The following is a 17080-nucleotide window of genomic DNA, read 5'->3' as shown; positions in this document are numbered from 1 at the left end:
GGGCTATCCGCCTACGCCTCGACCGCCGCCCACTGCTTGCTCAAGCGCTTGTCCGACACCGCCATTCTGGTCCCCAGCTGCTGGGCGAACAGCGATACCCGGTACTCTTCCAGCATCCAGCGATACAGGGTCAGCTCGGGATCGCGCTTGCCTTCCTGGGCGTGCTTGGCGGCTCTAGTCTGGTACTGCTCCCAGTAGCCGGCCAGTTCCCCGCTCCACACGCGGTCGCGCTGCAACTGGCTGCCGACCTTATCCAGGCGCTGTTCGACAGCCTTGAGGTAGCGCGGGTATTCCCTGATCCATTCGGCCGGGGTCTGGCGGACGAAGCCGGGGTAGACCAGGTGGCCGAGCTGGGTCTTGATGTCGTTGAGGGCGACGGCCATGGCCAGGTCGATGCGGCCCTTGAAGCGCTTCTGCAGGCCGTGCCAGAGCTTGAGGATTTCCAGCGTGAGTTTGGCCAAACGCTCGGCGTGCTCTGCCCAGCTACCGCGCTTCTGTTCAGCAAGTGACGCCAGGGCCGCGCCGTCGCGCGGCAGCGGGCTCTGGCCGTCGAGGATGCAGCTGTCCAGGCTGGCCAGCAGAATGTCCTCGACCAGCGCGTCGACGCGACCCAGGTCGCGGTACAGCAGGCCCAGCTCGGTGAGCCCCGGCAGCCGGGTGCGCAGGTACTTGGCCGGCTCGGCCAGTTGCTGCAGCAGCAGGCGCTGCAGTGCGCGGCGGTGCTGGAACTCGGCTTCGCTCTGGGTCGGGAAGCGCCCTTCCTTGACCACCCCGCCCTCCTCGACCAGCGCCGGGTAGACGGTCAGCGACAGGCCGGCGATCTTCTGCTGGGTCTGCGCCTCAACAGCGGCGAAGTCGCGGGCGGCGACCGGCTTGGCCTCGCCCTTGCTCGCCGGCAGCGCCAGCGCGGCCTGGCTGGCCTCGGCGAAGCGCGCGGTCAGCTCGGCGAGATCGCGGCCCTCGCCGAGGAACTTGCCGCGCGCATCGACCACCTCGATGTTCATCTTCAGGTGATTTTCCAGCTGGGCGGCGGCATCCGCCCAAGCCTCCTCCGGCACGCGGGCGCCGGTCATGCGCTGCAGCTCACGGCCCAGCGCTGCGGGCAGCGAGCCCTCGCCGAAGGCCAGCTTGGCCATGGCGGCGCCGACAAAGTCCGGCACCGGCACGAAGTTCTTGCGCAGCGCCTTGGGCAGGTTGCGCACCAGCGCCACGCACTTGGTTTCCAGCAGGCCCGGCACCAGCCAGTCGAGGCGCTCGGCCGGCAGCTGCGGCAGCAGCGGCGCCGGCACGCGGATGGTGACGCCGTCGCGCGGATGGTTGGGCTCGAAGTGGTAGGAGAGCGGCAACTGCAGGCGGCCGATGCTCAGGCTGTCGGGATACTGCTGCGCAGTGATCTCGCTGGCTTCGCGGGCCAGTACGTCCTCCTCGCGCATGATCAACAGCTGCGGGTTCTTCGCACTCTCGCGCTTGTACCAGGTCTCGAAGCTAGCGGTCTGGTAGATGTCCGCCGGCAGGCGCGCGTCGTAGTAGGCGTACAGGGTTTCCTCGTCGGCGAGGATGTCGCGCCGGCGCGCCTTGGCTTCCAGCTCGTCGAGCTTGTCGAGCAACTGGCGGTTGGCGCTCAGGCACCTGGCGCGGCTGTTGATCTCGCCGCGCACCAGGCCCTCGCGGATGAACAGCTCACGCGCGGCCGGCGGGTCGATGGGGCCGTAGTGCACCGCACGGCGGCCGACCACGATCAGGCCGTAGAGGGTGATCTGCTCGAAGGCCACCACCTGGCCGCGCTTCTTCTCCCAGTGCGGTTCGAGGTGGTTCTTCTTGACCAGATGCGGCGCCAGCGGCTCGATCCAGTCCGGCTCGATCTTCGCCACCATGCGCGCGAACAGCTTGGTGGTCTCCACCAGTTCGGCGGCCATGATCCACTGCGGGCGCTTGCGCGACAGCGCGCTGGACGGGTGGATCCAGAAGCGCCGCTGGCGGGCGCCGAGGTAGTCGCCCTCCTCGGCCTTCTGGCCGACCTGGCTGAGCAGGCCGGCGAGGATCGCCTTGTGCACCGCCGCATAGTTCTTCAGCGACTGCGCCACCTGCTGGCGCTCGCCCTGGGCGGCCACCGCCTGGCGGGCGCGCTGGTCCAGTTCGCCGCTGACCTTGGATCCGGCCGCCGGCTTGGCGGCGCTCTGCGGCGCCTCGGTCTTGTTCAGCGCCAGCTTGAGGTCGCGGCAGGTCAGCAGCAACTGGCGATGGGCGTCGCGCCATTCGCGCAGGCGCAGATAGTTGAGAAAATTCTTGCGGCACCAGCTGCGCAGGGCGCTGGAACCCAGCGCCTGGCGCTGCTCCTCGAAGCCGTGCCACAGGTTGATCAGCGCGGCGAAGTCGGAGTCGACGTCCTTCCACTGCGCATGGGCCTGGTCGGCGGCCTGCTGGCGGTCGGCCGGGCGCTCGCGCACGTCCTGCACCGACAGCGCGCTGGCGACGATCAGTACTTCGGCGAGGCTGCCCTGCTGGGCGCCTTCCAGCAGCATGCGGCCGAGCCGCGGGTCGATCGGCAGGCGCGCCAGCTGGCGGCCCAGCGGGGTCAGCTGGCCCTCGCGGTTGACCGCCGACAGTTCCTGCAGCAGGTTGAAGCCGTCGTTGATCGCCTTGCCTTCCGGCGGCTCGATGAACGGGAAGTTCTCGATGCTACCCAGGCGCAGATGAAGCATCTGCAGGATCACCGCGGCGAGGTTGGTGCGCAGGATTTCCGGATCGGTGAACTCGGGGCGAGCGAGGAAGTCCTCCTCGGCATACAGGCGCACGCAGATGCCCGGCTCGACCCGGCCGCAGCGACCCTTGCGCTGGTTGGCGCTGGCCTGCGACACCGCCTCGATGGGCAGGCGCTGGACCTTGGAGCGGTAGCTGTAGCGGCTGATCCGCGCGGTGCCGCTGTCGATCACGTAGCGGATGCCCGGCACGGTCAGCGAGGTTTCCGCGACGTTGGTGGCCAGCACGATCTTGCGCCCGGACATCGGCTGGAAGATCTTCTGCTGCTCGGCCGGGGTCAGCCGCGCATACAGCGGCAGAATCTCGGTGTGACGCAGGTTGGCCTTGCGCAGCACCTCGGCGCAGTCGCGGATCTCGCGCTCGCCGGGGAGGAACACCAGCACGTCGCCGGGACGCTGGCCGACGCTGCGCTCGTGGGCGGCCAGCTCGTCGAGGGTCGCGAGAATGCCCTGGTCGACCGACAGGTCTTCCTCGACGCGGTTGCCATCCGGGTCGACCTCGGCGGTCAGCGGCCGGTACCAGGTCTCCACCGGGTAGGTGCGCCCGGACACCTCGACCACCGGCGCCCCCGGAAGGCCGGCCCCGCCGAAGTGCTTGGAGAAGCGCTCGAGGTCGATGGTCGCCGAGGTGATGATCACCTTGAGGTCGGGACGGCGCGGCAGCAGGGTCTTCAGGTAGCCGAGCAGGAAGTCGATGTTCAGGCTGCGTTCGTGGGCCTCGTCGACGATGATCGTGTCGTAGCGCTCGAGATGGCGGTCGTGCTGGGTCTCGGCGAGCAGGATGCCGTCGGTCATCAGCTTGACCAGGCTGCTGTCCCTGCTCTGGTCCTCGAAGCGCACCTGGTAGCCGACCAGTTCGCCCAGCGGCGTGCCCAGCTCTTCGGCGACGCGGGTCGCCACGCTGCGCGCGGCCAGCCGGCGCGGCTGGGTATGGCCGATCAGGCCGTGACTGCCGCGGCCCAGCTCCAGGCAGATCTTCGGCAGCTGGGTGGTCTTGCCCGAACCGGTTTCGCCGGCGATCACCACCACCTGGTGCCTGGCGATGGCCGCCTTGATCTCGTCGCGGCGCGCGGCGATCGGCAGCGCATCGTCGTAGCGGATGCGCGGCACGCTGGCCTGGCGCGCCGCGACCTTGGCGGTGGAGGCCTGGAAGCGCTCCAGCCACTGCGCCAGCTTGGCCTCGTCCCACGCGGGCGTGCCCGCCTGCTTGCGCAGCTCGTGCAGCTGGCGGCGCAGGCGATGACGGTCGGCGATCAGCGCTTGGTCGAGATTCTTCAGCAGCTGGTCGAAGGCGGGCGTGGCGTCACTCATCGGGCAGGAGTCGGCTTGCTATTCAGGGGCGGCGATTGTCGCAGATTTGCTCGCCAGCGGGTCAGCCCTCGGCGCCGACGGCCAGCGTCGCGTCGCGCCGCCCGAGCGCCAGCCAGATCCCCAGTGCCACCACGCCCAGCGCCGCGCCGGCACTGCACACCCCTGCCCAGCCGTATGCCTCGAACAGCGCCGCCGAAGCCAGCGAGCCCAGCGCACCGCCGATGAAGTAGCCGGTCATGTAGCCGGCGTTGATACGGCTACGCGCCTCGGGGCGCAGCCGGTAGACCTGGTTCATGTTGCTGACGTGGGTCAGCTGCACGGCCAGGTCGAGCACCACCACGCCAACCAGCAGCGCAGCCAGCGAGGTGCCGCCGAAGCCCAGCGGCAACCAGGACAGGGCGAGCAGCAGCAGACCCAGGCTGGTGGCCTGCGCGCCACGCCCGCTGTCGGCCATGCGCCCGGCCTGGCTGGCGGCCAATGCACCGACCGCACCGACCACGCCGAACAGGCCGATCACTCCGTCGGAATAGCCATAGGGCTCGGCCGACAGCAGGAAGGCCAGCGGCGTCCAGAGCATCGCGAACATGGCGAAGCTCAGGCCGCCGAGCAATGTGCGCAGGCGGAATTCGGGCTCGTCGCGGAACAGCAGAGCCACCGAGGCCATCAGGCGCGGATAGCTGATGCGTTCCGGGTGGCGATAGCGCGGCAAGGCGAACCACAGGGCCAGTGCGGTGATCGCCATCACCGCCGCCGCCAGCAGGTATACGCTGCGCCAGTTGCCCAGCGCGGACAGCGTGTCGGCCACCGTGCGCGCCAGCAGGATGCCCAGCAGCAGGCCGCTCATCAACGTGCCGACCACCCGTCCGCGCTCCTCCGGCGCGGCCAGGGTCGCCGCGAACGGCACCAACACCTGGGCGACCACCGAGAACATCCCGGCCAGCGCAGTGCCCAGCAGCAGCACCGCGAAGCTTGGCGCCAGCGCACTGAGCAACAGGCCGCCGGCGACCACCAGGGCCATGCCGACGATCAGCCCCCGTCGTTCCAGCAAGTCGCCCAGCGGCACCAGCAGGATCAGGCCGACGGCATAGCTGACCTGGGCGGTGGTGACGAGGATCCCAGCCTTGGCATAGGAGAGGTCGAACTGCTCGGCCAAAGTCTGCAACAGCGGCTGGTTGTAGTAGTTGCTGGCCACCGCCACGCCGGTGGCGAAGGCCATCAGCAGGACCAGCCAGCGGCTCAGATAGGGGGTTGGGTGTTCGTGCATCGCGTCGGCCTCGCAGGGTGGGGAGGCAGTATCGGCCCGACGCAGCAATGACAGAAATGAATTGTTAAGATCGCTGCAATCGCATAACAAGATTAAAATCATGAACCTCAAGCAGCTCGAATTCGCCATTGCCGTCGCCGAGGAAGGCAACTTCACCCGTGCTGCCGAGCGCTGCAACGTGGTGCAGTCGGCACTCAGCCACCAGATCGCCCGCCTGGAGGAGGAGCTGGGCACTCGCTTGTTCGAGCGCCGGCCACGGCAGGTGCTGGTAACAGCCGCCGGCGAGGCACTGCTGGACCAGGCACGCCTGGCGGTGGAGGCCACGCGGCGGATTCCGGCGGTGGTCGCCGCGGTAGCCGGCGAGGTGCGCGGCAGCCTCACGGTGGGGATGATCTCTTCGCTCGACCTGTTCGACATCGTCGAGCTGCTCGCGGCCTTCCACGTCCGCTTCGCGCAGATCGACATCGGCCTGCGTCAGGAGCACAGCGAGATCCTGCTGGAGGCCGTGCGCAAGCGCAGCATCGATCTGGCTTTCATCGGGGTGTCGGCCAGCACGCTACTGGAGGGTGTCGAGAAACGCCTGCTGGCCGAAGAGGAGCTGGTCGCGGTCCTCCCCCCCGGCCACCCGCTGGCGGGCCGTGAGCGTCTGCATCTCGAGGAAATCCAATATTTGCCGCTGGTCGACTTTCCTGCCGGCAGCAGCGCCCGCCAACAGACCGACGAGGCCTTCGCTGCCCTCGGCCTGCCCCACCGGGTTCGCTTCGAGATCAGCCACATTGACCTGATGGAGCGCTTCGTCCGCGGCGGCATGGCGGTCGGACTCGCGCCCACCAGCACCGCTGCCACCTTTGACGGCCTGACGCGCATACCCGTCTGCGACGCGCCCAAGCGCAGGGTCTTCGCCATCTGGCCGAGTACGCCGACACCGGCGACCCGAGAGCTGCTGAGCGAGCTGGAAACGCTCCTGGCGCGAACCGGCCTCACGGCAGCGCCAAGCATCCCGTAGACCGACTGCGACTCAGGCCGCCGTGCGCTTCTTCAACTCCTCGTCGCGCAGTTCCCGGCGCAGGATCTTGCCAACGTTGCTGGTCGGCAGACTGTCGCGAAACTCCACCTGGCGCGGCACCTTGTACTTGGTGAGGTTGGCGCGCATGTGCGCCAGCACCTGCTCGGCAGTGAGCTCGGCTCCGGGCTTGCGCACTACGAACAGCTTGACCGCCTCGCCGGTCCTTTCGTCCGGCACGCCGATGGCGGCGCAGTTCTGCACCCCTGGGAGGGAAGCCAGCACCTCCTCCAGCTCGTTGGGATACACGTTGAAGCCGGAGATCAGGATCATGTCCTTCTTGCGGTCGACGATGCGGATATAGCCATCCGGTTGGATGACGGCGATGTCGCCGGTCTTCAGCCAGCCTTCGGCGTCCAGCACCTCGGCGGTGGCCTCGGCGCGCTGCCAGTAGCCCTTCATCACCTGCGGGCCCTTGACGCACAGCTCGCCGGGCTCGCCGAGGCCCAGATCGTTGCCGGCCTCGTCGATCACCTTGCACAGGGTCGAGGGCACCGGAATCCCGATGGTCCCCGGCTGGTTGTGCTGGCGCGGATTGACCGCCACCACCGGACTGGTTTCGGTAAGGCCGTACCCCTCGCAGATGGCGCAGCCGGTGATCTCCTTCCAGCGCTCGGCACTCGCCTGCTGCAGGGCCATGCCGCCCGAGATGGTCAACTTCAGCCCGGAGAAGTCCAGGCGGCGGAATGCCTCGCTGTTGCACAGGGCTACGAACAGGGTGTTGAGACCGACGAAGCCGTTGAACTTCCACTTGGCCATCTCGCCGACCATTGCCGGCAGGTCGCGCGGGTTGGTGATCAGCACATTGTGGTTGCCCATCAGCATCATCGCCATGCAGTGAAAGGTGAAGGCATAGATGTGGTACAGCGGTAGCGGGGTGATCAGCACCTCGCTACCCTCGTCGAGGTTGTCGGCCATCAGCGCCTGGCACTGCAGCATGTTGGCGATCAGGTTGCGGTGGGTGAGCATGGCCCCCTTGGCCACCCCGGTGGTGCCGCCGGTGTACTGCAGCACCGCCACATCGCCGGGCTGCGGCTGGGCCTCGCGCAGCGGCCGGCCACGGCCACGCTCCAGCACCTCGGTGAACTTCACCGCCTGTGGCAGGTGGTAGGCCGGTACCAGCTTCTTCACGTAACGCACCACGCTGTTGACCAGCAGGCGCCGCAGCGGCGACAGCAGGTCGCCGACCTCGGTGATGATCACCCGGCGCACGCCGGTATGCGGTAGCACTTCCTCGGCCAGGTGCGCCATGTTGGCCAGACAGACGAGGGCCTTGGCACCGGAGTCGTTGAACTGGTGCTCCATCTCCCGCGCGGTATACAGCGGGTTGGTGTTGACCACCACCAGTCCGGCACGCAGGGCGCCGAACATCGCGATGGGGAACTGGATCAGGTTGGGCAGCTGGATGGCGATGCGGTCGCCGGGCGCCAGATCGGTGTGCTCCTGCAGCCAGGCGGCAAAGGCGCCGGACAGTTCATAGAGCTCGCCGTAGCTGAGGGTGCGGCCGAGGTTGCTGAAGGCCGGCTTGTCGGCAAAGCGCTGACAGGATTCGCGCAGCACCGCGAGGATGTGCGGATAGCGGTCGGGATCGATCTCGGCTGCGACCCCTGCCGGGTACTTGTCCGTCCAGAAGCTTTCGGTCATCGCGACTCCCCCGAGCGACTGCGCCTGTCGACCGCTGCGGGAACGCAACTGCGCGTTGCCTCGCCTGCCGTGGCGCTTTGTTATGTATGGCCCGCGCCGGCGCGGGTCGCAAGCAGCGGTCGCCTGAGCGGGGTGAGTCGAGGATAGCAGCTCCCCGCCAGCCCCAACCAGCGGCGGACCGGGCCGCAGGGGAAGCCGGTCACAGCTTGCGCTGCCTGCCGGCCCCTGCGCCCGATGTAGCGGTCGTCACCAGCTACTCTGTACTTTATCCTGCGACCCGGTCGCCCCGGGCAGGACTCGCTGCCCCGGACACGCGAACGATAGCCACTCGATGAGCCAGGAGAATCCATGAATCTGGTAGAAAACACCCCCTACGCTGAACTGCAGGTCGGCCAGAAGGCCGCCTATCAGCGCACCGTGGAAGAGCGCGACATCCAGCTGTTCGCCGAGGTTTCCGGCGACCGCAACCCGGTGCACCTGGATGCCGAGTACGCCGCCACCACCCAGTTCAAGGAGCGCATCGCCCACGGCATGCTCACCGGTGCGCTGATCAGCGCGGCGATCGCCTGCACCCTGCCGGGACCGGGCACCATCTATCTCGGCCAGAACCTGCGCTTCACCCGCCCGGTGAAGCTCGGCGACGCGCTGACGGTGGAGCTGGAAGTTCTGGAGAAGCTGCCGAAGAACCGCGTGCGCATCGCCACCCGCGTCCTCAACCAGCAGGGCAAGTCCGTGGTGGATGGCGAAGCCGAGGTCATGGCGCCGCAGGACAAGTTGAGCATCGCGCTCACCGAGCTGCCGCCGATCACCGTGGGCTGAGCCCGCCCGCCACGACAGACACCACAACGCCCGCGATTGCGCGGGCGTTGTGCGTTCAGGGCTTTTCTGCAGGCAAAAAAATAGGCGACCGAAGTCGCCTTAAATGCCTTGCGTGCTCATGAGTCGGGAAGGATCGGTTCTACTTCTTGCTGCCTTTCTGTGCGTCCTTCCAGACGAAATATCCAAAACCACCCAAGAAGCCGGCAGTCAACACCACGATTACGATGCCTGCGATTACTACTTCATCCATAAACATGGTTCGTCTCTCCGCGCTGTCTTGCTGTTGGAGCCAGAATACCCATGCACGCAGCCGGGAAATTGACCCGGATCAACAGGCACCAACGACCTTGCCGACGAAGGCAGGCAAATCCTGACGCAGATCAACGGAAGCGGCGGGCGGCGGGCGGCGGGCACGATATAACCCTCGGCCGCTGGCGGCCGCCATGTGCGGACAATAGAGATAAGGGGCGCGAACGTAAGCTCGCGACACCCGCTAGACGCTTGGCGTCGAGTGGCCTCAGCGCTTCTTCGGCTTGCCGCGGGCCTTGCTCTTCTTCTTTGCGGTCAGCGGCAGCGCCTGCTCGAACGCCTGGCGCATGTCCTGCAGGCGCTTCTCGTGCAGGTCGTGGATGCGCCGCTCGCGCTCGGCGGCGAAGTCGATCAGGGTTTCGTCACTCATGGCAGCGCTCCTGCGGCGGTGGATGGGCGGGGGGACGGCGAATCCGTCGGTCATTCCATGATGCGCAGTTGTACCGGCCATGACCAGCCCGCGGTTGTCTTTGGCCTGCCCGGCATGCTTCCGCTAAAATGCCGCATTCTTCTTTTCGTGTCTGGAGACATGCATGGCGCAGTATCAACCGGGGCAACGCTGGATCAGTGACAGCGAGGCGGAGCTGGGTCTGGGAACCATTCTCGCCCAGGACGGCCGGCTCCTCACCGTCCTCTATCCGGCGACCGGCGATACCCGGCAGTACGCGCTGCGCAATGCACCGCTGACCCGCGTGCGCTTCTCGCCCGGCGACGAGATCACCCACTTCGAGGGCTGGAAGCTGACCGTGCAGGAAGTCGAGGACGTCGACGGCCTGCTGGTCTACCACGGCCTCAACGGCGAGCACGAAGCCCGCACCCTGCCGGAAACCCAGCTGTCCAACTTCATCCAGTTCCGCCTGGCCAGCGACCGCCTGTTCGCCGGGCAGATCGACCCGCTGCAGTGGTTCGCCCTGCGCTACCAGAGCCTCGAGCACAGCAGCCGCCTGCAGCAGTCGTCGCTGTGGGGGCTGTCCGGCGCCCGCGCCCAGCCGATCGCCCACCAGCTGCACATTGCCCGCGAAGTCGCCGACCGCGCCAGCCCGCGCGTGCTGCTGGCCGACGAAGTGGGCCTGGGCAAGACCATCGAGGCCGGCCTGATCCTTCATCGCCAGCTGCTCAGCGGCCGCGCCCGTCGCGCCCTGATCCTGGTGCCGGAAAACCTCCAGCACCAGTGGCTGGTGGAAATGCGCCGGCGCTTCAACCTGCAGGTCGCCCTGTTCGACGCCGAACGCTTCCTCGAGAGCGATGCCGACAATCCGTTCGAGGACTGCCAGCTCGCGCTGGTCGCCCTCGACTGGCTGCGTGACGACGTGCGCGCCCAGCAGGCAGTGCTGGACGCCGAATGGGACCTGCTGGTGGTCGACGAAGCCCACCACCTGGTCTGGCATCCGGAAGGTGCCAGCGCCGAATACCGCCTGGTGGAAGAACTGGCCGCCAGCATCGCCGGCGTCCTTCTGCTCACCGCCACTCCCGAGCAGCTCGGCCTGGAAAGCCACTTCGCCCGCCTGCGCCTGCTCGACCCGGACCGCTTCCACGACCTGGAGACCTTCCGCGCCGAGAGCGCCCAGTACCAGCCGGTGGCCGAGGCGGTGCAGGAGCTGCTCGACCACGGCAAGCTGTCCAGCGCGGCCCGCGCGGCGATCCACGGCTTCCTCGGCAACCAGGGCGACGAGCTGCTGGCCAGCGTCGAGGCCGGCGACGAGGAGGCCCGCGCGCGCCTGGTCCGCGAACTGCTCGACCGCCACGGCACCGGCCGCGTGCTGTTTCGCAACACCCGCGCCGCGGTGCAGGGCTTCCCCGAGCGCCAGCTGCACCCCTACCCGCTGCCGAGCCCGGACGAGTACCTGGAGCTGCCGGTCGGCGAGCATGCCGACCTCTACCCGGAGGTCGGCTACCAGGCCCAGCAGGAGGACGAGAGCGACGACAGCCAGCGCTGGTGGCGCTTCGACCCGCGTGTCGAGTGGCTGATCGACACCCTGAAGATGCTCAAGAAGGTCAAGGTACTGGTGATCTGCGCCCACGCCGAGACCGCCCTGGACCTGGAGGAAGCTCTGCGCGTGCGCTCCGGCATCCCGGCCACGGTGTTCCACGAGGGCATGAGCATCCTCGAGCGCGACCGCGCCGCCGCCTACTTCGCCGACGAGGAATTCGGCGCCCAGGTGCTGATCTGCTCGGAAATCGGCAGCGAAGGCCGCAACTTCCAGTTCGCCCACCACCTGGCGCTGTTCGACCTGCCGGCCCACCCGGACCTGCTGGAACAGCGCATCGGCCGCCTCGACCGCATCGGCCAGCAGCACACCATCCAGCTGCACGTGCCCTACCTGGAAAACAGCGCCCAGGAGCGCCTGTTCCAGTGGTATCACCAGGCGCTGAACGCCTTCCTCAACACCTGCCCGACCGGCAACGCCCTGCAGCACCAGTTCGGCCCGCGCCTGCTGCCGCTGCTCGAAGCCGGCGACGACGGCGAGTGGGCGCAGCTGCTCGGCGAAGGCCAGGCCGCCCGCGAAAGCCTGGAAACCGAGCTGCACAGCGGTCGCGACCGCCTGCTCGAACTCAACTCCGGCGGTGCCGGCGAAGGCGAAGCGCTGGTCGAGGCGATCCTCGAACAGGACGACGAGTTCGCCCTGCCGATCTACATGGAAGCGCTGTTCAACGCCTTCGGCATCGAAAGCGAGGACCACTCGGAAAACGCCCTGATCCTCAAGCCCAGCGAGAAGATGCTCGACGCCGGCTTCCCGCTCGGCGACGACGAGGGCGTCACCGTCACCTACGACCGCAACCTCGCGCTGGCCCGCGAGGACATGCAGTTCCTCACCTGGGAGCACCCGATGGTGCAGGGCGGCATGGACCTGGTGATCTCCGGCTCGATGGGCAACACCTCGGTGGCGCTGATCAAGAACAAGGCACTGAAGCCCGGCACCGTGCTGCTCGAGTTGCTCTACGTCGGCGAAGTGGTGGCACCGCGCGCCCTGCAGCTGGGCCGCTACCTGCCGCCGGCCGCGCTGCGCTGCCTGCTGGATGCCAACGGCAACGACATGGCCTCGCGGGTCAGCTTCGAGACCCTGCACGACCAGCTGGAAAGCGTGCCGCGCTCGAGCGCCAACAAGTTCGTCCAGGCCCAGCGCGATCAGCTGAGCAAGCTGATCAAGATCGGCGAAACCAAGGCCGCCCCGCGCCACGCCGAACGCGTGGCCGAGGCCGCACACCGCTTCGCCGCCGAGCAGGACGAGGCGCTGGCACGCCTGGAAGCGCTGCGCGCGGTCAACCCCAGCGTGCGCGACAGCGAGCTGGACAGCCTGCGCCGGCAGCGCGAACAGGGCCTGGCCCTGCTGGAGAAGGCCTCGCTGCGTCTGGAAGCGATCCGCGTGCTGGTGGCCGGCTAAGCGCCACGGTCATCCTGTGGGAGGCCCGACCTCGGGGCGAAGCTCTTCGCTCCAGGGCGGGTCTGCGGCCCGCTTCGCCGCGAGGTAGCGTCGCCCACAAGCCACCGTCAAGAACGTCCCTTCGGCGCAACGCCGCGGGGGACAACGACTGTCAGGTCTTACATTCCTGCAGACCGCCACTGCGCCAGCCAGCCCAGGCTGGCCGCGGTGCCCGCCGCCCCCGGCTTGTACTCGGCCGCCAGCCAGCCGTCGTAGCCGCTCGCCCGCAGCGCGGCCAGCGCCTCGGCAAAATCCAGCTTGCCGCTACCCGGCGCACCGCGCCCCGGGCAGTCGGCGAACTGCATGTGGCCGATGCGCCCGGCCAGCGCGGCGATGCAGGCCGGCAGCTCCAGGCCCTGGCGGGCCATGTGGTAGAAGTCCAGCTGCACGGCGAAGTTGCGATGGTCAACCGCCGCGATCAGCATGTTGAGGTCGTCCGGCGTATTGATCAGGAAGCCCGGCATGTCCAGCGGATTGATCGCCTCGGCCAGCACCTGGATGCCCAGCGGCGCGAAGGCCTCGGCCGTGCGGCGCAGGTTGCCGACCAGGGTGGCCAGCGCGTCCCCGCGCGCCACACCCTCGGCCAGGCGGCCGGGCAGCACGTTGACGCACTGCGGCTGCAGCACCTGCGCATAGGCCAGCGCCTGCGCCAGCGCGGCGTCGAATTCGGCCTGGCGCTGCGGCACCGCCGCCAGTCCCGGCCCGCCGCCCAGCAGGTCGCCGGCCGGCAGGTTGATCAGCACCAGCGGCAGGCCGGCGCGCTGCAGCGCCGCGTGCAACTCTTCGGCCGCCAGCGCGTAGGGAAACTGGATCTCCACCCCGGCAAAACCGGCATCCGCCGCCGCCTGGATGCGCTCCAGCAGCGGCAGCTCGGTGAACAGCAGGCTGAGGTTGGCGCACAGCTTCATGCCTCGCCCTCCCGGCGATAGAGTTCGACCAGGGTGGCCGGATCGCACTCGAGGTTGCCCAGACTGCCGTGCAGGCGCATCAGCTGGGCGGCCAGGCCGCTCAGCGGCGTGGACGAGCCCTGCTCGCGCGACAGCTTGACTGCGGTGTCGAGGTCCTTGAGCAGGGTGCGCACGTGCCACTTGACCGGCTCGAAGCGGCTTTCGGCCATCTGCGGGGCGAGGATCTGCAGGGGCTTCGAGTCGGCGAAGCCGCCGGCCAGCGCCGGGGCCAGCAGGCTGGCGTCCACCCCGGCCTGCTCGGCCAGCGCCACCACCTCGGCGATCACCAACGCGTTGCAGGCGACGATCATCTGGTTGCACACCTTGGTCACCTGGCCGGCACCGACCTCGCCCATGCGCGTCAGGCGCTGGCCCAGGTGGGCGAGGATCGGCCGCAGGCGCTCGATGTCGTCCTCCGCACCACCGGCCATGATCGCCAGGCTGCCAGCCTCGGCGCCCGGCGTGCCGCCGGACACCGGCGCATCGACCCAGCGCATGCCGCAGCGCTCCTCCAGCTCGATGGCCATCTCGCGGGTGGCGCCCGGCTCGCAGCTGGAGAAGTCGACCAGCAACTGCCCCGGCAAGCCCTGCTCGACGATGCCACCGGGACCGAACACCACCTCGCGCACCGCTGCGGTATCGGCCAGGCAGAGCATGACGATGTCGGCCTCGAGGCACAGGTCGCCAGGATGGTTGACCACCTGGGCTCCGCCGTCCACCAGCGTCTCGCACTTGGCCGGGTTGCGGTTCCACACGCTCAGGGGAAAGCCGGCCGCCAGCAGGCGGCGGCTCATCGGCAGGCCCATCAGGCCGATGCCGGCAAAGGCCAGGGCGGGCAAGGTATCGCTCATGTCCATCTCCGCAACGGGGGGAAAGCGCCATCTTAGCAACAGATGGCCCGGCGACCGATTGGCCATGCGGCCAATCCCCGCGACGATGCGCAGGCCGCGGCAAAAGGCGCGCAAAGCCGCGCGCTTGCCCCTATAATTCGCGCCCGAACGTTTCCGCTATTGAACCGGAGATTCACCATGCTCAAGCGTACCCTGGCGCTCGCCGCCGGCATTGCCCTGTCCGTTTCCGCCCTGGCCACCCAGGCCGCCGATGTGCTCAAGGTATCCGCCATCCCCGACGAGGCGCCCACCGAACTGCAGCGCAAGTTCAAGCCGCTGGGTGCCTACCTGGAGAAGGAACTGGGCATGCCGGTCGAGTTCGTGCCGGTTTCCGACTACGCCGCGGTGGTCGAGGGCATCGCCGCCGACCGTGTCGACCTGGCCTGGCTGGGCGGCTTCACCTTCGTGCAGACCCGCCTGAAGACCGGCAACGCCATCCCGCTGGTGCAGCGCGAGCAGGACGAGAAGTTCACCAGCAAGTTCATCACCGCCGACACCAAGGTGAAGTCGCTGCAGGACCTCAAGGGCAAGACCTTCGCCTTCGGCTCGGTGTCCTCCACCTCCGGCAGCCTGATGCCACGCTACTTCATGCAGAAGGACGGCATCGTTCCCGAGCAGTTCTTCTCCCGCGTGGCGTTCTCCGGCGCCCACGACGCCACCGTCGCCTGGGTGCAGGCCGGCAAGGTCGATGCCGGCGTGCTGAACGCCTCGGTATGGGACAAGCTGGTCGCCGCCGGCAAGGTCGACACCGCCAAGGTCAAGGTCATCGCCACCACGCCGACCTACTACGACTACAACTGGACCGTGCGCGGCACTCTGGATCCGGCGCTGACCACCAAGATCAAGGCCGCGTTCCTCGCCCTCGACCCGGCCAACCCGGAGCACAAGGCGATCCTCGACCTGCAAGCCGCCAGCCGCTTCATCGAAACCAAGCCGGAAAACTACACCGGCATCGAGGAAGCTGCCCGCGCCGCCGGCCTGCTGAAGTGACCGTGCGCCTGACCGGCGTGGGCCTGACCCACGCCAACGGTCGGCGCGCCCTGCAGGAAGTCGAACTGACGGTCGGCCGCGGCGAGCGGCTGGCCATCATCGGTCCGTCCGGCGCCGGCAAGACCACCCTGCTGCGCCTGCTGGCCACCAGCCTGCAACCCTCCGAAGGCCGTCTCGAACTGCTCGGCAGCGAGCCGTGGCGCCTGCCCGCCGGGCAGCGCAAGCGCCTGCGCGCGCGCCTCGGCCTGGTCCACCAGAGCCCGCCGCTGCCGCCGCGCCAACGCGTGGTCACCGCCGTGCTGGCCGGCCGCCTCGGCCAATGGCCGCTGTGGAAGTCCCTGCTCAACCTGCTGCACCCGCTCGACCCGGCCGGCGCCCGCAACGCCCTGGGCCGCCTGGACCTGGCCGAGCAGCTGTTCGAGCGCTGCGACCAGCTCTCCGGCGGCCAGCTGCAGCGCGTCGGCATCGCCCGCGTGCTGTACCAGCAGGCCGAACTGATCCTCGCCGACGAACCGGTCTCGGCGATGGACCCGGTGCTGGCCAGCCACACCCTCGGCGTGCTCAACCGCGAGGCCGAATCCCGTGGCGTCACCCTGCTGGCCAGCCTGCATGCGGTGGACCTGGCACTGGCGCATTTTCCGCGCATCGTCGGCGTACGCGAGGGGCGCATCGCCTTCGACCTGCCGGCCCACGCGGTGACTCCGCAGGCGCTGGACGCCCTGTATGCCAACGAGCAGCTGGACCAGCCGCGACCGGCCTCCCCGGCCCCGGCACCGCACGTGGTGACCATCCCGCGATGCTGAGCAACTTGACCTCGACGGCCACGGCGTCGAACCCGCTGCGCGACCCCGCCGCCCTGCCGCGCCTGCTGCTGACCCTGCTCGCCATGGCCCTGCTGTGGCCGGGCCTGCAGCTCAGCGAGCTGAACCTCGCCGTGCTGTTCGACGCCGGCAACGCCGCGACCATGGGCAGCTTCGTCGGCGACTTCTGGCCGCCGACCCACGACGGCGAGTTCCTCGCCCTGCTCGGCCGCGCCACCCTGGAAACCTTGGCCATCGCCACCGCCGGCATGGCCCTGGCCTGGCTGATCGCCGTGCCCTGCGCGCTGCTGGCCACCCGCGTGCTGTCGGTCTCCGCCGTGGCCCGTGGTGGTCACCCGGTCTGGTGGGCGCAGGCGTTGCGCTGGCCGGTACGCATGCTGCTGATCGTGCTGCGCAGCATTCCGGAGATCGTCTGGGCGCTGCTGTTCGTGCGCGCCGTCGGCCTCGGCCCCACCGCCGGGGTGCTGGCCATCGCCATCACCTACAGCGGCATGCTCGGCAAGGTCTACGCGGAAATCTGCGAATCGGTAGACCCGCGCCCGGCGCGCGCCCTGCTCGCCGCCGGCAGCCCGCGCCTGGCCGCCTTCGCCTACGGCGTGCTGCCCAATGCGGCGGCGGAGATGCTCTCCTACACCGTGTACCGCTGGGAGTGCGCGATCCGCGCCTCGGTGGTGATGGGCTTCGTCGGTGCCGGTGGCCTCGGCCAGCAGATCGACCTGTCGATGCGCATGTTCGCCGGTGGAGAGGTGGCCAGCATGCTGCTGACCTTCTTCGCCCTGGTGCTGCTCGCCGACCAGCTCAGCCGCTTCCTGCGCGGTCGTCTGACATGAGGAGCCGCCGG

At 68.7% G+C, this 17080-nt stretch carries 13 protein-coding genes; 6 read left to right on the top strand and 7 right to left on the bottom strand.

Going from position 1 to position 17080, the window contains the following annotated elements:
* Window positions 1–11 precede the first annotated feature (11 nt).
* Both hrpA and BMZ19_RS10975 read right to left on the bottom strand, forming a co-directional pair.
* On the bottom strand, window positions 12–4070 hold the full coding sequence (gene hrpA / locus BMZ19_RS10980; RefSeq protein ID WP_090310786.1) for an ATP-dependent RNA helicase HrpA: 4059 nt from the start codon (window positions 4068–4070) through the stop codon (window positions 12–14).
* 61 nt (window positions 4071–4131) lie between these two features.
* Entirely contained in the window at window positions 4132–5334 is a 1203-nt protein-coding gene (locus tag BMZ19_RS10975; protein ID WP_090310784.1) for an MFS transporter, read from the bottom strand.
* A 100-nt stretch (window positions 5335–5434) separates the two neighbouring features.
* On the opposite strand from BMZ19_RS10975, the gene BMZ19_RS10970 reads away from it, so the two are divergent.
* The gene (locus BMZ19_RS10970) at window positions 5435–6340 is read left to right on the top strand and encodes a LysR family transcriptional regulator (RefSeq protein ID WP_090310782.1); all 906 of its coding nucleotides are present in this window, start codon (window positions 5435–5437) and stop codon (window positions 6338–6340) included.
* A 12-nt stretch (window positions 6341–6352) separates the two neighbouring features.
* On the opposite strand, the gene fadD1 is transcribed toward BMZ19_RS10970, so the two are convergent.
* Complete coding sequence (fadD1, locus tag BMZ19_RS10965) at window positions 6353–8041, bottom strand: long-chain-fatty-acid--CoA ligase FadD1 (RefSeq protein ID WP_090310780.1); 1689 nt, start codon at window positions 8039–8041, stop codon at window positions 6353–6355.
* A 348-nt stretch (window positions 8042–8389) separates the two neighbouring features.
* Here fadD1 and BMZ19_RS10960 point away from each other — a divergent pair, with 348 nt between their 5' ends.
* Window positions 8390–8860, top strand: a complete 471-nt coding sequence (locus BMZ19_RS10960; protein ID WP_090310778.1) for a MaoC family dehydratase — start codon at window positions 8390–8392, stop codon at window positions 8858–8860.
* 139 nt (window positions 8861–8999) lie between these two features.
* Here BMZ19_RS10960 and ccoM read toward each other — a convergent pair whose 3' ends face one another.
* Together ccoM and BMZ19_RS22385 are read right to left on the bottom strand one after the other, a co-directional pair.
* On the bottom strand, window positions 9000–9116 hold the full coding sequence (gene ccoM / locus BMZ19_RS22800; protein ID WP_280142154.1) for a cytochrome c oxidase subunit CcoM: 117 nt from the start codon (window positions 9114–9116) through the stop codon (window positions 9000–9002).
* A 261-nt stretch (window positions 9117–9377) separates the two neighbouring features.
* The gene (locus BMZ19_RS22385) at window positions 9378–9539 is read right to left on the bottom strand and encodes a hypothetical protein (RefSeq protein WP_090310776.1); all 162 of its coding nucleotides are present in this window, start codon (window positions 9537–9539) and stop codon (window positions 9378–9380) included.
* A gap of 163 nt (window positions 9540–9702) precedes the next feature.
* On the opposite strand from BMZ19_RS22385, the gene rapA reads away from it, so the two are divergent.
* Window positions 9703–12552: an RNA polymerase-associated protein RapA gene (gene rapA / locus BMZ19_RS10950; protein WP_090310774.1), complete on the top strand. Its 2850-nt coding sequence runs from the start codon at window positions 9703–9705 to the stop codon at window positions 12550–12552.
* A 158-nt stretch (window positions 12553–12710) separates the two neighbouring features.
* On the opposite strand, the gene BMZ19_RS10945 is transcribed toward rapA, so the two are convergent.
* Complete coding sequence (locus tag BMZ19_RS10945) at window positions 12711–13499, bottom strand: hydroxypyruvate isomerase family protein (RefSeq protein ID WP_090310772.1); 789 nt, start codon at window positions 13497–13499, stop codon at window positions 12711–12713.
* On the bottom strand, window positions 13496–14389 hold the full coding sequence (locus BMZ19_RS10940; RefSeq protein WP_090310770.1) for an NAD(P)-dependent oxidoreductase: 894 nt from the start codon (window positions 14387–14389) through the stop codon (window positions 13496–13498). The genes BMZ19_RS10945 and BMZ19_RS10940 overlap by 4 nt, the downstream gene beginning before the upstream one ends.
* A gap of 177 nt (window positions 14390–14566) precedes the next feature.
* Between BMZ19_RS10940 and BMZ19_RS10935 the strand changes: the two genes are divergently transcribed.
* From BMZ19_RS10935 to BMZ19_RS10925, 3 genes are read left to right on the top strand one after another with little or no spacing between them, the layout of a single operon-like run.
* On the top strand, window positions 14567–15418 hold the full coding sequence (locus BMZ19_RS10935) for a putative selenate ABC transporter substrate-binding protein (protein WP_090310768.1): 852 nt from the start codon (window positions 14567–14569) through the stop codon (window positions 15416–15418).
* Window positions 15415–16221, top strand: coding sequence for a phosphonate ABC transporter ATP-binding protein (locus BMZ19_RS10930; protein WP_090310766.1), 807 nt, complete (start codon window positions 15415–15417; stop codon window positions 16219–16221). Before BMZ19_RS10935 ends, BMZ19_RS10930 begins: the two co-directional genes overlap by 4 nt.
* Complete coding sequence (locus BMZ19_RS10925; RefSeq protein ID WP_090310763.1) at window positions 16215–17069, top strand: PhnE/PtxC family ABC transporter permease; 855 nt, start codon at window positions 16215–16217, stop codon at window positions 17067–17069. The genes BMZ19_RS10930 and BMZ19_RS10925 overlap by 7 nt, the downstream gene beginning before the upstream one ends.
* Window positions 17070–17080 lie beyond the last annotated feature (11 nt).

Origin of the sequence: Pseudomonas linyingensis (assembly GCF_900109175.1) — a bacterium.
GTDB lineage: Bacteria > Pseudomonadota > Gammaproteobacteria > Pseudomonadales > Pseudomonadaceae > Geopseudomonas > Geopseudomonas linyingensis.
Note: the sequence above shows the minus strand (reverse complement) of the source record. Positions and strands in the feature narration are given on the sequence as shown.